Raw genomic sequence first — 17,443 nt, forward strand, 5'->3', positions numbered from 1 at the left:
CGGATCAAAGCACACCCGGGAAGGTGCGTCCACCACGCATCTCGGGGTGCGGGACCCGCCCGCCCCGCACGTCTCCCTTGCCTAGGGCGCGTTGACGACCGCGACCGGCCGTGTTTGCATCGACCCATGCCGCGCCCGTCGCTGACCTGCCGACGCTGCGTCGACCTGGTCCGGGTCGCCGCCGCGCTCTGTCGCGCCACCAGTCACTGATCACCCCGCGACCCCGCACCCGGGTCTCCGCGCGACCGACCGGCATCCGACACTCCGTCACATACGGTCCCCGCGCTCCCGTTGCCCCTCCTCCCCCGCCGCAGGGAGCCACCCCGGCCCGGCACGCCCGGTCCGCCGCCGGTTCCGCGCGCCGAGGCCACCACGCCGTGAGGACGAACGCCGTATGAGCACACCCCAGATCACCTCCCTGGCCTTCCTGACACCGGGCAACTTCGCCGACGACGACCCGTACACCGGCCTGGAGGAGACGCTCCAGCTGTTCGCGTACGGGGAGCGGCTCGGCTACGACGGCGCCTGGATCCGCCAGCGCCACCTGGAGCACGGCGTCGGCTCGGCCGCCGTGTTCCTGGCCGCCGCCGGCCAGCGCACCGCACGGATCGAGCTGGGCACCGCGGTCATCCCCATCGGGTACGAGAACCCGTTCCGCCTGGCCGAGGACCTGGCGCTGGCCGACGTCCTGTCCCGCGGCCGGCTGCAGGCCGGGTTCAGCACCGGCATGCCGCACGCCGAGCTCCTCGGCGACGTCGTGCACGACGGCGACTGGCGCTCGCTGGACCTGTCGTACGGCAGGATCGCCCGCGTCGTCGACCACCTGCGCGGCGACTACCTCGGCGACCCGGACACGGTGATCCACTCGCCCGGCAACGTCCAGCGGCCCCGGCTCCAGCCCCACGCCCCCGGGCTCGTGGACCGGGTCTGGCACGGCGCGAGCAGCCTGCGCTCGGCCCGCTGGGCCGGCGAGAACGGCCTGAACCTGCTCACCGGCAACATCGTCGCCGGCGAGGGCGGCGACGACTTCACCACCGCCCAGGCGGCGCTGCTGGACGCCTACCGGAGCGCGCCGGGCGACGGCCGCCCCGCGGCCCGGGTGGCACTGGGCCGGGTGATCGTGCCGACCGACGGCGCAGACGCCGCCACCCGGGCCCGCTACCGCGCCTACGCCGCGAGCCGCCACGAGCGCACCCTCGCGCCGCAGGGGCCGCGCGGCACCCTCTTCGCCCCGGACCTGGTGGGCACCGCCGAGCAGATCCTGGAGCGGCTGGCCGCGGACCCCGTGGTCGGCACGGTGTCCGAGCTGCGCCTGGAGCTGCCGTACGAGTTCCGGCGGGCCGACTACGAGCAGATCCTGCACGACGTGCGCCACCTGGTCGCACCGGAACTCGGCTGGCGGCCGGCCGGGGAGGGCGTGCCCGCCCCGCGGGCGCCCTTGACATCCGCCGGGGCCGAGCACGTACGTTGAAACCACAAGTTCCTGGCGGGTGGAGGCCCTCGATGGACGTACCTGGCGCGGCACCGCGGGGTGCGTGCACGGGTGCGCGGCTGATCATCCGGCGGCACGTCGACTACTGCCGCACCTCGTCCGCCGTCTGTCCTTCCGCCCGGGTCTGACCGCGTGCGCGTGACGCGCCGCGCCCGACCTCACGCGTCCGCGTCCGGCTTCTGGCACCTGACGCCTGACGCCTGACGCCTCCGGCTTCTCCCACCCCGCCCCGTCGCGTCCGTCCCGCCGCCGGCACGTCCCGACGACCGGCCGGCCGTCCCGCCGTGGCCCCGTACCGCCGAGTCCCCCGCCCGCACCGGCGCGACTCGTGTTCCCGGAAGGAACCGCCTTGTCCGGACCCGCCCTGCACCTCGCCGTCGAGCTCGACGGCGACGGCGCCCACCCCGCGGCCTGGCGCCGCGCCGCCCACTCGCCCGACCAGTTGCTCACCCCGCGCCGCGTGGCCCGCGTCGCCGCCGTCGCGGAGAACGCCGGGTTCACCCTGATCACGCTCGACGACGGCGTGCTGCCGCCCGGCGGTTCCCCGGACCCGGTGGGCCGGATCGGCGCGGTCGAGCGCGCGGCGTTCGTCGCCGCGTCCACGAGCACCATCGGGATCGCGCCCGTCGTACCCGTCACGTACGCCGAACCCTTCCACGTCTCCAGCCAGTTGGCGTCCCTGGACCACATCTCCGCCGGGCGTGCCGGGTGGGTCGTGACGGAGGAGGAGCAGCCCGGCGCCGCGCGCGCCTGGGGACGTCCGCCGGTCGACGGGGCCGAGGCACGGGCCCGGGAGTCGCGGGACGGGGTGACGGTGGCGCGGGCCCTGTGGGACTCGTGGGAGGACGACGCGGTCGTCCGGTCGGTGGCCACCAGCCGCTACCTCGACCGCGACCGCCTGCACTACGTCGACTTCACCGGGGAGACCTACGCCGTGAAGGGACCGGCGATCGTGCCGCGCCCGCCGCAGGGCCAGCTCGTCGTCCTGGGCCGCCCGGAGCGGGTGTCCGCCGACCTGCTCGACGTCGCCCTCGTGGACGGGCGCGACGTGGCCGCGGTGGCCTCGGCCGCCGCGGCTGCGGGCACGCCCCGGGTCTTCGCCGAGGTCGAGGTGGCGCTGGACACGCCGGACGCCACCGGGGCCGAGCGGGTCGCGGACCTGGAGCGGCACGCGCCGTGGACCGACCGGGGCCGGCTGCGGCACGTCGGACCGGCCGATCACCTCGTCTCCCTGCTGGCGGAGTTGGGCCGCCACGTCGACGGCGTACGGCTGCGGCCGCTGGTGCTCGACGAGGACCTGCCCGTGCTCTCCCGCCTCGTCCTGCCGGCCCTGTCGGAGCGGCGCCTGGTCGCCCGCCCGCTGCCCGGCACGTCCCTGCGCTCGACCCTCGGTCTGGAGCGCCCCGCCAACCGCTTCGCCACCGCGGCCGCCCTGGAGGACGCCCGATGACCCGCACCGACCCCCTCGACGTCCCCCGGCCGGACGCCCGGTTGCACTTCGGGGTGTTCTTCCAGGGCGTGAACCACTGGACCGTCTGGTCCGCCCCGGAGAGCGGCTCCCAGATCGACCCGGCCTCCTTCCGCCGCGTGGCGCAGACCGCCGAACGGGGCCTGTTCGACGCGTTCTTCCTCGGTGAGGGGCTGCGGTTGCGGGAGGTCGACGGCCGCATCCACGACCTCGACGTGGCCGGCCGGCCGGACGCCGTCACCCAGCTCGCCGCGCTGGCCGCGGTCACCCGGCGCATCGGACTGGTCTCCACCTCCAACTCCACCTACAACGAGCCCGCCGACCTCGCCCGCCGCCTGTCCGGCCTCGACCTGCTCTCCGAGGGGCGCGCCGGGTGGAACGTGGTGACCACGGACAACGCGTGGACCGGCGCCAACTTCCGCCGCGGCGGCTACCTGGACCACGCCGACCGCTACCGGCGCGCCGAGGAGTTCCTGACGGTGGCCCGCGCGCTGTGGGACGGCTGGGAGGACGACGCGGTCGCCGGTTCCGCGGGCGCGCCCGCCTGGTCGCGGCCGGGCGCCGTGCACCGGGTCCGCCACCGCGGAGCGCAGTTCGACGTCGACCTCGCCCCGACCCTGCCGCGCAGCGCCCAGGGCCACCCGGTGATCTTCCAGGCCGGCGACTCGGGTGACGGACGCGACTTCGCCGCCCGCAACGCGGACGTCATCTTCTCCGCCCACGGCGGCGACTTCGACGACGCGCTGGCCTTCGCCGAGGACATCCGGCGCCGGCTGCGGGCGGTCGGCAGACCCGACGACGACCTGCGCATCCTGCCCGGCACCGAGATCATCATCGGCGATACCGAGGAGGAGGCCGAGGAGAAGAAGCGCTGGGTGCGCCTGCAACAGGTCACCCCCGCCACGGCGTTGGGGATCGCCGGACTGCTGTGGGGCATCGACCTGTCCGACCGGGACGCCGACGGTCCGCTGCCGAAGGAGGACCCGGTCGTCGCCGAGAACGACGGCTCCTTCGGCTCCCGGCGCATCGCCGACCCGCGCACGGTCGTGGACCGGTGGCGGGCCGAGGCGGAGGCGCACGGCTGGTCGCTGCGCGAGACGGTCATCGCCCTGGGCCCGCAGCGCGGGCACGTGGGCACCCCCGCGGGCCTGGCCGACACGTTCGCCCACTACGTGCGGCACGGCGCCGTCGACGGCTTCAACATCACGCCGTACCTGATCCCCGACGGGCTGGACGACATCGTCGACCTGCTCGTCCCGGAGCTGCAGGAACGCGGCGTGTACCGCACCGAGTACACCGGCACCACGCTGCGCGAGCACCTCGGCCTGCGCGAGCCCCTCACCCACCGGTCGGCGGCCGACCGACGTCAGGCCGGGTGAGCGGCGTGACGGTGGGAGTGGCGCTCAACGCGTCCGACGCGCCCAACCAGGTGGACGCGACCGTGGAGTTGGCCAAGGAGGCGGCGGCCGCGGGACTGCGGTCGGCCTGGTTCGGCCAGACCTTCGGGGCGGACTCGCCCCAACTGGCGGCGCTGGTGGGGCGCGAGGTGCCCGGGCTGCACGTGGGCACCTCCGCGGTCCCGATCTTCGGCCGCCACCCCCTGCTGGTCTCCAGCCAGGCGCAGACCGCGCAGGCGGCGACCCACGGCCGCTACCACCTCGGGCTGGCCCTGGGCACCAAGCCGCTCACGGAGACCGGCTTCGGCCTGCCCTACGAGCGTCCCATCGCCCGGCTGCGCGAGTTCCTCACCGCGCTGCGGCAGTTGACCGAGCACGGCACGGCGGACTTCGAGGGCGAACTGCTCACCGCCCGCACCCCGCTGCCGGCGCGGGTGCCGGGGGCCGAGGGCGGGGTGCCGCTGCTGGTCGCCGCGATGGGCCCGCAGGCACTGCGGGCCAGCGGTGAACTGGCCGACGGGATCCTGCCGTACCTGGCGGGCCCGCGCGCCCTGGCCGACCACATCGTGCCCGCGCTGACCCGGGCGGCCGAGGCGGCGGGGCGTCCCGCGCCCCGGGTCGTGGCGCTGGTGTTCGGCGTGGTCACGGACGACGCGGACGCGGTGCGCGCCGAGGCCCTGGAACGCCTGGCGTTCTACGAGCAGTTCCCGTCCTACGCCCGCGTCATCGAGCTCTCGGGGGCCCGCCGGGCCGCCGACGTCGCCGTGATCGGCGACGAGCGGACCGTCGAGGCCGAGGTGCGGCGCTACCGCGACGCCGGTGCCACCGAGGTCGTGTTCGCGGGCACCGAGACCGCGGGCGACGCGGGCCGCCGGCGCACCTGGGACCTCCTCGGTGACCTGGCCGCCCGCTGACCACACCCGACGAAGGAGAACGCATGACCACCGAAGCGACCACGACGGACCTGCACACCTTCACCGAGACCTGGCTGGAGTGGTACCGCGCCCAGGAGGCCCGGCTCGCCGCGCCGCACGGCTTCCTGGCGATCACCAGCCTGCACTGGCTGGACGAGCGGCCGCAGCGCTTCCCGGACGCGCCCGGCGCCTGGCACACCGGCCCCGAGGGAGTCGTCGTCCGGCTCGACGACGAGGAGGAACTGGTCGTCGACGGGGTCCCCGTGCGCGGCGAGCACCGCTTCGGCGTGCTGCCCGAGCGCGGCGGTGTCGACGCGGTCTGGGGCGATGCCGTCATCGAGGTCGCCCGGCGCGGCGGCAACGACATCGTGCGGCCCCGGCACCCGGACGCGCCGCTGCGCACGGCGTTCACCGGGACGCCCGCCTACGCGCCCGACCCGCGCTGGGTGGTGACGGGTCGTTACGTCCCGTTCGACACGCCCCGCCCCACCACCGTGGGCGCCGCCGTCGAGGGCCTGGAGCACGTGTACGAGGCGCCGGGGCGGGTCGAGTTCGAGTGGGAGGGGCGTCCGCTGTCGCTGACGGCGTTCCCGGGGCACGGCGAGGGCCGGCTGTCGGTGCTGTTCACCGACGCGACCTCCGGGGTGACCACCTACGCGGCCAACCGGTCGCTGTCGCTCGACCCGCCCGCGGCCGACGGCACGGTGGTCCTGGACTTCAACCGCGCCGCGAACCTGCCGTGCGCGTACACGGACCTGGCCACCTGCCCGCTGCCCCCGGCGGAGAACCGCCTGCCCGTGGCGATCGAGGCCGGCCAGAAGATCCCGCGGGAGCGCGGCGGGGCCTGACCGCACGGCGGGGCCCGATGCGGCGGGCCCCGACGGGTACGGCAGGGGCTCCCCGTCCCTCACGAGCGGTGAGGGACGGGGAGCCCCTTCTCTTCACGGGTGGGGCCCGTGCGGCGGTCCCGGCAGGCGGCTCGTAGGAGTCAGCCGCGGGGCGTGGGACCCACCGGCTCACCGGTCTCCGCCGGCCGCGACGACCGCACCGGCACCGCCAGTCGGGGCACGGTGGCCCCGGAGGCGGCGCGCGGCGCCTTCCCGGCCGGGCCGCCGGCGCCACGGCGCACCGGGACCAGCAGCGCGGCCAGCGCCGCGGCCAGGCACAGCACGGCCAGCAGGATGAAGCCGTGGGTGTAGCCGGACTCGTAGGGCAGGCCGGAGGGCTGGAGCCGGCCGGTGACCAGGACGCCGGTCACCGCGGCGCCGATGGAGCCGCCGATGGTGCGGATGTTGGCGTTCATGCCGGTCGCGGCGCCGGTCTGCTCGGCCGGGACGCTGCCCACGACGAGGTTGGCCATCGAGGCGAAGGCCAGGCCGATCCCGAAGCCGAACAGGCCCGCAACGACGGCGATCTGCCACTGCGCGTCGTGCCACAGGGCGAGGAAGGCGAGGGCGACCGCACCGAACGCGGCGCCGGAGACCAGCAACGTCTTGGCGCCGAGCCGGGGTTCGAGGCGGCCGCTGAGCACGCCGGAGACGAACATCGCGACGAGCATCGGCAGCATCAGCAGCCCGGAGGCGGTGACACTGGCGCCGAAGCCGTAGCCCGCGGCCGACGGCGTCTGCACGAAGCCCGGCAGGAACGACCAGATGGCGTACATGCCGGCGCCGAACAGCAGCGCGGCGAGGTTGGTGGTCCACACGGCGGGCAGCCGCATCACGCGCAGGTCGATCAGCGGGGTGCGCGAGCGGGCCTCGCCGGTCAGCCACAGCGCGAACAGGGCGGCGGCGAGGGCGAACAGGCCGACGACACGGGCCGAGCCCCAGCCCCACACGCCCGCCTGGCTGAGCGGCAGCAGCAGGGCGACCAGCCAGCCCGAGAGGAGCACGGCGCCGAGCCAGTTGACCCGGCCGCCGGTGCGGCGCGGGGACTCGGGGACGTAGCGCACGGCGATCAGGGTCGCGGCGGCCACGATGGCGACCGGTATCCAGAACAGCCAGCGGTAGTCGAGCGCGGACACGATGGGACCGGCGGCCACCATGCCGACACCGCCGCCGGCGGCGATCACGGCGGACAGGTTGCTGATGCTGCCGGGGACGCGCGAGGGCGCGAACTCGTCCCGGATGATGCCGAAGGACAGCGGGAACAGCGCGCCGCCGATGCCCTGGACGACACGGGCGACGATGAGGACGCCGATGCTCGGGGCGAGCGCGGCGAGCAGGCAGCCGGCCAGGACGGCGAGCAGCACCGCGACGAGGGTGCGCTTCTTCCCGATCAGGTCGCCGACCCGGCCGAGGATCGGGGTGAAGACCGAGGCGGACAGCAGGTAGGCCGTCATCACCCAGGTCGCGGTGGACTGCGAGGTGTGCAGGGCGTGCTGGACGGTCGGCAGGGCCGGCGCGATCAGCGACTGGAGCATGGAGAACACGCCGGCACCGGTCGCGAGGACCGCGAAGGTGAGGCGGGTGGAGGTGCGGGGCATGAGGGGCCTCTCCGGACGCGCGGGGGCCGCGCAGGACGCGCCGGCCCTCCCGCACTGCTAAAGTGGAGGTACCCCTCCACTCTAACGGAGGCACCCCTCCGGTTCAACTCGCACCGCCCCTGGGAGGCACCGTGACGACCCCGTCGTTCCCCGTCAGCGCGATCGTCGCGGCCCAGCGTCCGCACCGGAAGGACGCCGCCCGCAACTTCGACGCGCTGCTGGCCGCCGCCCGCGAGGCGTTCGCGGAGAACGGCGCGGACGCCTCCCTGGAGGACATCGCCCGGCGCGCGGGCGTCGGCATCGGCACCCTGTACCGCAACTTCCCCACCCGCCGCGCCCTCTTCGAGAGCGTCTACGCCGACGAGGTGGACGCCCTGTGCCAGGCGGCGGTGGAGGTCGCCGACCGGGAGCCCTGGGAGGCCCTGACCGCCTGGCTGGACCGGTTCGCGGGCTACATGGTGACCAAGCGCGCGGTGCGCGAGGCCCTGGAGGGCGAGTCGGAGATCCTCGGCGCGTGCCGGGACTCGATGTACGCGGCGGGCGGCCCGCTCTTCGAGCGCGCCCAGCAGGCCGGCGAGGCCCGCCCGGACATGGACTTCGGTGACCTGCTGCGCATGGTCGCCGGCATCAGCGCCACCCAGTTCAGCGACGACGAGCAGCGCGACCGCGTCCTGGCCATCGCCCTGGACGGCGTCCGCACCCGCCGCTGAGCGCCGGGTCCCGGCCGCCCGCACGGGCGGCTCAGGCAGGTGCCGTCGGCGGCATGTTGTACGGCGTGACCACCTGGATCGCGGACGGCAGGGACGGCCCGGCCTGCGGCAGCGCGCCGTGGGCGCGCATCACGATGTGGCACGCCTCCCGCAGGTCCTGGCGCAGGTCGTGGTGGAGCACCGCGGACAGCCGGTGCTCGCGCAGCAGCCGCGTGTTGTCGTGGTCGAGGTCGTGCGCGACGAACACCGCGCACGCGCGGCCGACGTCCGCGAAGGCGCGCAGGGTGGCGATGTTGCCGCCGCCGATGGAGTAGACGGCGCGGATCTCCGGGTCGCGGGCGAGCGCGGCCCGCACGAGGTCGTACTGCGTGGCGTCCAGGCCCTGCCCCTCGGCGATCTCGACCAGGGCCCGCTCGGGGTGCCGGGCGCGCATCACCGCGCGGAAGCCCATCTCGCGCTCCTCCTCGTTGCGGAAGAAGCCGCTGCTGAGGCTGGTCAGCACATGGCCGGGCCGGTCGCCGAGCCACTGTCCCATCAGGTAGGCGGCGGTGGCCCCGGCGGCGCGGTCGTCGATGCCGACGTAGCCGACGCGGGCGCTCGCCGGCAGGTCGGTGACCAGGGTGACGACGGGGATGCCGGCCGCCGTCAGCCGGCCGACGGCGGCGGTCACCTCGGGCACGTCCGGGGCCTTGAGGACCACCCCCTGGGAGCCGCGCCGGGCGATCCGGTCCAGGACGCGCACCAGATCCGCTGCCTCGGCGGTCTCGCGGAAGTGGTAGCGCGAGCGCAGCACCGCCGGGTGCAGCGACGGCAGTTCGGCCTCCAGGGCTGCGCGCACGGCGGTGGAGAACCGCTCCGGCGCCTGCATCACGATGTCGACCATGAACGTACGGCCCACCAGCCGGACCTGGGTGCGCTGGCGGTCGAGGTCGGCGATGGCCCGGTGCACCTCCTGCGCGGTGGAGGGGCGGACCCCTCCCCTGCCGTTGAGCACCCGGTCGACGGTGGCCTCGCTGAGACCCGCCTGACGTGCGATCTCGCGGAGGGGGAAGGGGTGGCCCACGGCGGTCTCCTCGGCGGTGTGGTCCGTCGGCTTGAGGGGTTTTTGACGGCCCGCTGCCGGTTGTTCGAGGGGTTTGTACTGACAAGAATGACAGAGCCCGCACGGTCCCGCGGCCGTACGGGCCGCGTGACGGGACCGCCGCCGTGAGCGCACCGCTCCGGCTCCGCTCCCCCGACCGAAAGGACGACGATGTCCCGAGCCCCCGGCGCCCGGCTGTCCCGGCAGGACTGCTCCCTCGACGCCTTCCGGTCGCTGGTCGAGCGCACCACCGAACCCGCCGACTACCCGCACGCCGAGTCCGCCGAGCGGAACGTGCTCGTCTACGACGGCGGGCGGCTGCGGTCCGCCGACCCCGACGCGGCCTCCGCCGAGCTGGTGCGGGCGCTGTCCGACGGCCCCGGTGTCGTGGTCGTCCGGGGCGCCTTCCCCGACCCGGTGGTGGTGGACCGGATGTCGGCGGTCTTCGACGCGCTGATCGCCGACCAGCACGCCTCGGGCGCCACGGCCGGCGACCACTTCGCGACGCCGGGCGCCAACGACCGCGTGTGGAACGCCCTGGAGAAGGCGGCCCTGTACGACGCCGAGACGTTCGCCGACTACTACGCCAACGACGTCCTGGCCCTGGTCTCCACGGCCTGGCTCGGCCCGGGCTACCAGGTCACCTCACAGGTCAACGTGGTCAACCCGGGCGGCGCGGCACAGACCGCGCACCGCGACTACCACCTGGGGTTCCTCTCCGACGAGGCCGCGGCCGCCTACCCGGCGCACGTGCACCGCCTGTCCCCCGTGCTGACCCTCCAGGGCGCGGTGGCCCACGGCGACATGCCGCTGGAGTCGGGCCCCACCCTGTACCTGCCCCACTCCCAGCGCTACGAGCCCGGTTACCTGGCCTGGCGGCTGCCCGAGTTCCAGGAGTACTTCGACGCGCACCGCGTCCAGCTGCCGCTGGCCAAGGGCGACGCCGCCTTCTTCAACCCGGCGGTGTTCCACGCCGCGGGCAGCAACGTCACCGCCGACGTACGGCGCACGGCCAACCTGCTCCAGGTGTCCTCGGCGTTCGGGCGGGCCATGGAGACCGTGGACCGGGAGGCGGTCGGCAACGCCGTCTACCCGGTGCTGCTCAAGCGTGCCGACGAGGGCGCGGACCCGGCCTGGCTGGAGCGGGTCGTCGCCGCCTGCGCGGAGGGCTACCCCTTCCCGACCAACCTGGACGGCGACCCGCCCGTCGAGGGACTGGCCCCGCCGTCCCAGGCCGACACCGTACGGCGGGCCCTGCGGGAGCGCTGGACCCCCGAGGTCCTGCGGGACGCGCTGCGCGCGGGAGCGCGGCGCCGCAGGAGCCGGCCGACCGCCTGAGCGACGCGGGCGCGTCGCCCGCACGGCCGGCACACCCCGCACGGCGCATGCAGGCCACACAGCCCATACAGACGTACACGGCGTACAGGACGTACAGGAGACAGGGACTGGGGACACGGATGGCACTTCTCGACGACAAGGTCGTCCTGGTCAACGGCGGCAGCCAGGGCGTGGGCGCCGCGATCGCCCGTGCGGCCGTCCGCGAGGGCGCCGCGGTCGCGGTCAGCGGGCGCCGGCCGGAGCCCGGCGAGGCGCTGGTGGCCGAGCTGACGGCGGCGGGCGGCACGGCGACGTACGTACGGGCCGACCTCGCCGACGCCGGTCAGGCCAAGGCCGCCGTGGCCCGGGTGGTCGAGGCCCACGGCCGGATCGACTGCCTGGTGAACTCGGCGGGGCTCACCGCACGCGGCACCCTGCTGGACACCACGCCCGAGCTGTTCGACCAGCACGTGGCGGTCAACCTCCGGGGGCCGTTCTTCGCGATGCAGGCGGCGGTGGCCGACATGGTCGCCCGCGGGGCCCCGGGCACGATCGTCAACATCATCACCTCGTCGGCGCACGGCGGCCAGCCCTTCCTGGCGCCGTACGTCGCCGCGAAGGCCGGGCTGGCGGGCCTGACCCGCAACGCGGCCCACGCGCACCGCTGGGACCGGGTCCGGATCAACGGCCTGAACATCGGCTGGACGGCGACCGAGGGCGAGGACGCGACCCAGCGGGCGTTCCACGGCGCGGGCGACGACTGGCGCGAGCGGGCCGCCGCCGCGCTGCCGATGGGCACCCTGGGCCGGCCGGACGAGATCGCGGACTTCGTGGTGTTCCTGCTGTCCGACCGGTCGGGCGTGGTCACCGGTTCGGTGATCGACTGGGACCAGAACGTCCTCGGCGGCCTCGACTAGCCCGCCCCCGCCGGACCGCGCCCCCGCGCCCCTCCCTTCCTCCTGCTGAACCCCGTTCACCCCGCACCCAGGAGCCGCACCCCATGCGCATCGGAATCCTCGGCCTCGGCCGCATCGGCGCCTTCCACGCCGAGACCCTCTCCGGACTCGACGCCGTCGACTCGCTCGTCGTCGCCGACCCCTTCGCGGACGCCGCCAAGGCCGCCGCCGAACGGTTCGGCGCCGAGGTCGCGGACTCCCCCGAGGCCCTGCTGGCCGCCGGCGTGGACGGCATCGTCGTCGCGGCGGCCACGGACGCCCACCCCGCCCTGATCCGCGCCGGCGTCGCGGCCGGCGTCCCCGTGTTCTGCGAGAAGCCCGTCGCCCGGACCATGCGCGAGGGCGTCGAGGTGCTGCGGGCCGTGCGGGACGCGGACGTGCCGATCCAGATCGGCTACAACCGCCGCTTCGACGCGGGCTTCGTCGCCGCGCGGGCCGCCGTGCGCGGCGGTGAACTCGGCACGCTGCACACGGTGCGGTCCACCACGCTCGACCCGGCGCCGCCGCCCGCGGCCTACGTGGCCGCCTCCGGGGGCATCTTCCGGGACTGCTCGGTGCACGACTTCGACATCATCCGCTGGGTCACCGGCCGCGAGGTCACCGAGGTGTACGCCGTCGGCGGCAACCGGGGAGCGGACTTCATCCGGCAGGCCGGCGACGCCGACACCACCGGTGCCGTCCTCACCCTGGACGACGGCACCCTCGCGGTGGTGTCCAACTCCCGGCACAACGGCCGGGGTTACGACGTGCGCATGGAGATCCACGGCTTCCGGGACTCCATCGCGGTCGGCCTGGAGGACAAGCTGCCGCTGCGTTCGGTGGAGCCCGGCGTGACCTTCCCGGCGGGCACCCCGCACGACTTCTTCATGGACCGCTTCACGGCGGCCTACCGCGCCGAACTCACCGCGTTCACCGAGGTGGTGGCCGGCACGCCCTCCCCGTGCACGATCGAGGACGCGCTGGAGGCGGGCTGGATCGCGGAGGCGTGCACGCTGTCGCTGCACGAGCACCGGCCGGTGACCATCGCGGAGGTGCGCGGCGCCTGACGGTGTGCCGACGGCGAGCCGGTACGGCCCTCAGTGGGCCGCCGGTTCCGCCGGCAGGTCGAACACGTGGTCCGGCGAGATGATCCGGGTGATCGCGTCGCCGAACACGGTGCTGGGCTCCTGGCCCTTGTAGTTGATGTCGGTGTTCAGCATGACCACCAACGTGGCCTGCGCCGACGGCAGGTAGACGGTCAGCGACTCGTAGCCCGGCAGTGAACCGTTGTGGCCGATCCACCCCTGGACGTCGAAGATCCCGAGGCCGTAACCCGCGCCGGGGATGGACGTCGGGGGCGTGGCGAGCCGCTGCTTCTGCGTGGCCTCGCTGACCATCCGGTCTCCGTCGGGCAGTTGGCCGGTGGCGACGGTGCGCGCCCACACCCGCAGGTCCTGCAGCTGGGAGATCATGGCGCCGGCCGCCCAGGCCCAGGAGGGGTTCCAGTCGGCGGTGTCCTCGACCTGGCCGGTGGCGGTCTGGTCCGTGTAGCCCTGCGCGTGCGGATCGGGGAACTCGGCGCCGGCCGGGAAGGACGTGTGGTCCAGGCCGGCGGGCTCGAGGATGTGGTCGTGGATGTAACCGGCGAGCTGCTGCCCGGACATCTTCTCGACCACCAGGCCGAGCAGGATCAGGTTGGTGTTGCAGTAGTAGAACTTCTCGCCCGGCGGGAAGAGCACGGGGTGCTTGAAGGCGTAGTCGAGCAGTTCCTGCGGGCTGAAGTGGCGTTGCGGGTCGGACGTGAGGGCCTTGAAGAAGGCTTCGTCCTGGGAGTAGTTGAACAGTCCACTGCGCATCCCGGCCAGCTGGCGCAAGGTGATCCTGTCGCCGTTCGGGACGCCCTCGACGTACTTGCCGATGGTGTCGTCCAGACCGACCTTGCCCTGGTCGACGAGTTGCAGCAGCGCGGTGACGGTGAACGTCTTGGTCTCGCTGCCGATGCGCAGGTACAGGTCGGGCGTCATCGGACGGCCGGTGTTCTTGTCGGCGACGCCGAAGGACTTCACGTACTCGCCCTTGTCGGGGGTCCAGACGCCGACGCTGACGCCGGGGACGCCCGCTTCCTTCATCACCTGCTGGACGGCGTCGTCGAGCTGCCGCTGCACGGCGGGGGTCAGTTCGACGACGCCCCCGGACGGGGAGGGGGACGGGGACGGTGAGGACCGGCCGGCCGCGGCGAGGGACCCCGGCGGGGACTGGGGCGCTGCGGTGGCCCCCGCGAGGGGCACCACGAGCGCTCCCACCGCGGCGGCGACGACGATCCCCCTGCGCAGTCGTACGGACGCAGGCGACATGGGTGCACTCCCTGGCTGGACGCGTGAGGGCCGGTCCCGCGTCGTCATGGAGGGCGGCGGGACGGAAGGCGGCGAAACGCCGGACGATTCCCGTACCGACCAGCATAGGAGTGCCCCCGCGCGCCGTCCTGTCGGGAGCGCGCGGGGCGCGTCGTCGCTGCCGCCGGGGCCCCGGCACGGGCGTTGCCCCGCACCGCGGTCCCCGGCCGCTGTCAGGCGGTTCCCTCGGATCCGGTCGCCGTCGGGGCCGCGGTGGTCGCCTTCGGCGCCGATGGGGTCGCCGTGGGCGCGGTGAGGTCCGCCTCCTCGGGGAGCCCTTCGGTGTCGACGCCGCGCACCTGCGCCAACTCGTGCTTGAGCGCAGCCAGTTCGGCACCGCCGGCCATGTGGTTGGTCAGCTCCTCCAGGCTGACGTCGCTGCGCGCGGCGGACAGTTCCAGGGTGCCCAGGCGCAGCACGCTGAAGTGGTCGCCGACCATGTAGGCGTGGTGGGGGTTGTGGGTGATGAAGATGACGCCGAGGCCGCGGTCGCGGGCGGCGGCGATGTACTTCAGGACCACACCGGACTGCTTGACGCCGAGGGCGGCGGTGGGCTCGTCCAGGATGAGCACGCGGGCGCCGAAGTAGACGGCGCGGGCGATGGCGACGCTCTGGCGCTGGCCGCCGGAGAGGGTGCCGATGGGCTGGTCGAGGTCGTCGAGGACGATGCCCATGTTGCGCAGTTCCTCGTCGGCGGTCCTCTTCATCCGGGCGATGTCGAGACGCCGTACGGGCCAGGGCCCCTTGGTCATCTCCGAGCCGAGGAAGAAGTTGCGCCACACCGGCATCAGCGGCACGGTCGCCAGGTCCTGGTAGACGGTGGCGATGCCGCGGTCGAGGGCCTCGCGCGGGGTGCTGAAGCGCACCGGCTCGCCGTCGACGAGGAACTCGCCCTCGGTGTGCTGGTGCAGCCCGGAGACGATCTTGATGAGGGTGGACTTGCCGGCGCCGTTGTCGCCGAGCACGCACGTCACCCGGCCCGGGTGCACCGTCAGGTCGACGCCGTGCAGGGCACGGATGTTGCCGTACGACTTGCCCGCGCCGCGCAGTTCGACCAGGGCGCCGTCGGCGCTGCCGGGCACGCTGTCGTCGGCGAGGATCGCGCCGTGTGTGTCGTCGTTCGTCATCGCGGTCACCTCCGGGTCGCCGTGCGCTGGACCCACAGATTGATCAGGACGGCGCCGAGCAGCATCACGCCGAGGAACGCCTTGAACCAGTCGGGGTTCCAGCCGGCGAAGACGATGCCCTGGTTGACCATGCCGAACATGAACGCGCCGAAGACCGGGCCGATGGCCGAGCCGGCGCCGCCGGTGAGCAGACAGCCGCCGATGACGGCCGCGGCGATGTAGATCAGCTCCTGGCCGACGCCCTCGCCGGACTGGACGGTGTTGAAGGAGAACAGGTTGTGCATGCCGATGAACCAGGCGCCGAAGCCCACGGTCATGAACAGTGTGATCTTGGTGAAGGTCACCGGGACGCCGACGGCGCGGGCGCTGTCCTTGTTGCCGCCGACCGCGAAGATCCAGTTGCCGTACTTGGTGCGCAGCAGCACCCAGGTGGCGAGGGCGGCGAAGACGAGCCACCACACCACCGTGATCTTCACTTGGACCCCGCCGACGTCGAAGGAGGAGGCGAAGACCTTCCTGGCCTGGTCGAAGCCGTCCATGTCGCTGATGTCGTCGGTGGCGACGTTGCCGGTGACCAGCTTGGTCACCGCGAGGTTGACGCCCTGGAGGATCAGGAAGGTGCCGAGGGTGACCAGGAAGCTCGGCAGTCCGGTCCTGACCACCATCCAGCCGTTGAACCAGCCGATGGCGAGGGACAGCAGGAGCGCCACCAGGACGCCGGTCCACACGTTCACCGTGAGCTGGAAGCTGAGCATGCTGGCGGTGAGCGCCGAGGTGATGACGGCGACGCCGGCCGACAGGTCGAACTCGCCGCCGATCATCAGCAGGGCCACGGGCAGCGCCATGATGCCGATGGTGGACGACTGGTAGAGGACCGTCGCCATGGAGCTGCCCTGGCGCAGGGTCGGGGCGGCGATCAGGAAGAAGACCAGCACCGCCACGGCTCCGAGGAACACCCCGACCTCGGGGCGGCCCAACAGGCGCAGGGCGAGCGGGCGTCGGGTGGTCCGGCCGTCCTTCTCCCGGGGGCCGGGGGCCGGCGGTGTGCCCACCGCCGGCCCAGCCTGCTGGGTCATGCTCATCACCGGGTGCCCTTCGCGGCGAACTGGGCGACCGAGTCGACGTTGGACTTGTCGACGAAGGCCGGGCCGGTCAGCACCGGCTGCTCACCGCCGCCCATGTAGTTGCCGTTGTTCTTGTAGAGCCACAGCGAGTCGACGGCCAGGTAGCCCTGGAGGTAGGGCTGCTGGTCGACGGCGAACTCGATGGTGCCCTTGGAGATCGCGCCCGTGAGGTCCTTGTTGAGGTCGAAGGTGGCGACCTTCGCCTTGCTGCCGGCGTCGGTCACCGACTGCACCGCGGTCAGCGCGATGGGGGCGCCGAGGGCGATGACGTGGTCCAGGGAGGAGTCCTGCTTGAGCTTGGCGGTGATCGTCGACTTCACCGAGGGCATGTCGGTGCCGTTGACGTAGAGGTTCTCCAGCGAACCGGAGAAGGTCTTCTTCACCCCGTCGCAGCGCTGGGTCAGGCCGACGTTGCCCTGTTCCTGGACGACGCAGACGGCCTTCTTGGCGCCGACCGAGTTGAGCTTGTTGCCGAGCGCCTCGCCGGCCACCGTCTCGTCCTGGCCGAAGAACTCCAGCAGGCCGAGCTTCTTCCAGTCGCTCACGCCGGAGTTCAGGCCGACGACCGGGATGCCCGCCGCCTTGGCCTTGCCTGCGACGCTCCTGAGGGCGTCGGGCTTGGCGAGCGTGACCGCGATGCCGTCGACCTTCTGGTCGATCGCGTTCTGCACCAGGTTGGCCTGGTTGCCGGCGTTGGGGTCGGCCGAGTAGACGAGTTTGATGTTGTCCTTGGCCGCGGCGGCCTCGGCGCCCTTGCGGACGATGTCCCAGAACGTGTCGCCGGGCGACTGGTGGGTCACCAGGGCGACGGTCATCCGGGGGGTGTTCGCCTTGCCCGCGGAGGCGTCGGCGCCTCCCTCCTCGGCCTTCTTCCCGCCGGAGCTGCTGGAGCAGCCGGCGAGGGTCAGGGCCACCGCCGCGGCCATGGCCACGACCGGGGCGATTCTGCGGGAGCGGGAGGGAGAAGAGCGGTCCATCTTCCTGCACCTCACTGTGCGAC

Annotated in this window: 15 protein-coding genes; 9 read left to right on the forward strand and 6 right to left on the reverse strand. The window is 73.8% G+C overall.

Annotated elements, in window-relative coordinates; genetic code table 11:
- The first annotated feature begins 394 nt into the window (after positions 1 to 394).
- The 5 genes from AQJ30_RS14255 to AQJ30_RS14275 all read left to right on the forward strand — a co-directional run bounded on the left by AQJ30_RS14255 (position 395) and on the right by AQJ30_RS14275 (position 6,119).
- A complete protein-coding gene (locus AQJ30_RS14255) occupies positions 395 to 1,471 on the forward strand; it encodes an LLM class flavin-dependent oxidoreductase (protein ID WP_067233335.1) in 1,077 nt (358 codons plus the stop codon).
- A gap of 370 nt (positions 1,472 to 1,841) precedes the next feature.
- On the forward strand, positions 1,842 to 2,942 hold the full coding sequence (locus AQJ30_RS14260; RefSeq protein WP_067233336.1) for an LLM class flavin-dependent oxidoreductase: 1,101 nt from the start codon (positions 1,842 to 1,844) through the stop codon (positions 2,940 to 2,942).
- Entirely contained in the window at positions 2,939 to 4,339 is a 1,401-nt protein-coding gene (locus AQJ30_RS14265; RefSeq protein ID WP_067233338.1) for an NtaA/DmoA family FMN-dependent monooxygenase, read from the forward strand. Before AQJ30_RS14260 ends, AQJ30_RS14265 begins: the two co-directional genes overlap by 4 nt.
- Positions 4,340 to 4,344: 5 nt before the next feature.
- Positions 4,345 to 5,271: an LLM class F420-dependent oxidoreductase gene (locus AQJ30_RS14270; protein ID WP_067233340.1), complete on the forward strand. Its 927-nt coding sequence runs from the start codon at positions 4,345 to 4,347 to the stop codon at positions 5,269 to 5,271.
- A gap of 23 nt (positions 5,272 to 5,294) precedes the next feature.
- Positions 5,295 to 6,119, forward strand: a complete 825-nt coding sequence (locus tag AQJ30_RS14275) for a DUF1684 domain-containing protein (protein ID WP_067233341.1) — start codon at positions 5,295 to 5,297, stop codon at positions 6,117 to 6,119.
- 140 nt (positions 6,120 to 6,259) lie between these two features.
- On the opposite strand, the gene AQJ30_RS14280 is transcribed toward AQJ30_RS14275, so the two are convergent.
- Positions 6,260 to 7,756, reverse strand: coding sequence for an MFS transporter (locus AQJ30_RS14280; protein ID WP_079084025.1), 1,497 nt, complete (start codon positions 7,754 to 7,756; stop codon positions 6,260 to 6,262).
- A gap of 131 nt (positions 7,757 to 7,887) precedes the next feature.
- On the opposite strand from AQJ30_RS14280, the gene AQJ30_RS14285 reads away from it, so the two are divergent.
- Positions 7,888 to 8,466, forward strand: coding sequence for a TetR/AcrR family transcriptional regulator (locus tag AQJ30_RS14285; RefSeq protein ID WP_067233343.1), 579 nt, complete (start codon positions 7,888 to 7,890; stop codon positions 8,464 to 8,466).
- A gap of 31 nt (positions 8,467 to 8,497) precedes the next feature.
- On the opposite strand, the gene AQJ30_RS14290 is transcribed toward AQJ30_RS14285, so the two are convergent.
- On the reverse strand, positions 8,498 to 9,529 hold the full coding sequence (locus AQJ30_RS14290) for a LacI family DNA-binding transcriptional regulator (protein ID WP_067233345.1): 1,032 nt from the start codon (positions 9,527 to 9,529) through the stop codon (positions 8,498 to 8,500).
- A gap of 189 nt (positions 9,530 to 9,718) precedes the next feature.
- Between AQJ30_RS14290 and AQJ30_RS14295 the strand changes: the two genes are divergently transcribed.
- The 3 genes from AQJ30_RS14295 (at position 9,719) to AQJ30_RS14305 (ending at position 12,866) form a co-directional block, all read left to right on the forward strand.
- Positions 9,719 to 10,885 carry a phytanoyl-CoA dioxygenase family protein gene (locus AQJ30_RS14295; protein WP_067233347.1) on the forward strand — a complete coding sequence of 389 codons (1,167 nt, stop codon included), beginning with the start codon at positions 9,719 to 9,721 and terminating at the stop codon, positions 10,883 to 10,885.
- Between the two features lie 119 nt (positions 10,886 to 11,004).
- Complete coding sequence (locus tag AQJ30_RS14300; protein ID WP_067233349.1) at positions 11,005 to 11,781, forward strand: SDR family oxidoreductase; 777 nt, start codon at positions 11,005 to 11,007, stop codon at positions 11,779 to 11,781.
- Between the two features lie 83 nt (positions 11,782 to 11,864).
- Positions 11,865 to 12,866 (forward strand): Gfo/Idh/MocA family protein, encoded by a 1,002-nt coding sequence (locus tag AQJ30_RS14305; protein WP_067233351.1) that lies wholly within the window; start codon positions 11,865 to 11,867, stop codon positions 12,864 to 12,866.
- 30 nt (positions 12,867 to 12,896) lie between these two features.
- Here the strand turns inward: AQJ30_RS14305 and AQJ30_RS14310 are convergent, their stop codons facing one another.
- The 4 genes from AQJ30_RS14310 to AQJ30_RS14325 all read right to left on the reverse strand — a co-directional run bounded on the left by AQJ30_RS14310 (position 12,897) and on the right by AQJ30_RS14325 (position 17,420).
- The gene (locus AQJ30_RS14310; RefSeq protein ID WP_067233352.1) at positions 12,897 to 14,153 is read right to left on the reverse strand and encodes a serine hydrolase domain-containing protein; all 1,257 of its coding nucleotides are present in this window, start codon (positions 14,151 to 14,153) and stop codon (positions 12,897 to 12,899) included.
- Positions 14,154 to 14,365: 212 nt separating this feature from the next.
- Positions 14,366 to 15,319: an ATP-binding cassette domain-containing protein gene (locus AQJ30_RS14315; RefSeq protein ID WP_067233595.1), complete on the reverse strand. Its 954-nt coding sequence runs from the start codon at positions 15,317 to 15,319 to the stop codon at positions 14,366 to 14,368.
- A gap of 5 nt (positions 15,320 to 15,324) precedes the next feature.
- A complete protein-coding gene (locus AQJ30_RS14320; RefSeq protein WP_067233354.1) occupies positions 15,325 to 16,401 on the reverse strand; it encodes an ABC transporter permease in 1,077 nt (358 codons plus the stop codon).
- Positions 16,401 to 17,420: a sugar ABC transporter substrate-binding protein gene (locus AQJ30_RS14325; RefSeq protein WP_067233356.1), complete on the reverse strand. Its 1,020-nt coding sequence runs from the start codon at positions 17,418 to 17,420 to the stop codon at positions 16,401 to 16,403. The genes AQJ30_RS14320 and AQJ30_RS14325 overlap by 1 nt, the downstream gene beginning before the upstream one ends.
- Between the last annotated feature and the right edge of the window lie 23 nt (positions 17,421 to 17,443).

It is taken from the genome of Streptomyces longwoodensis (assembly GCF_001514125.1).
GTDB classification, from domain to species: Bacteria; Actinomycetota; Actinomycetes; order Streptomycetales; family Streptomycetaceae; genus Streptomyces; species Streptomyces longwoodensis.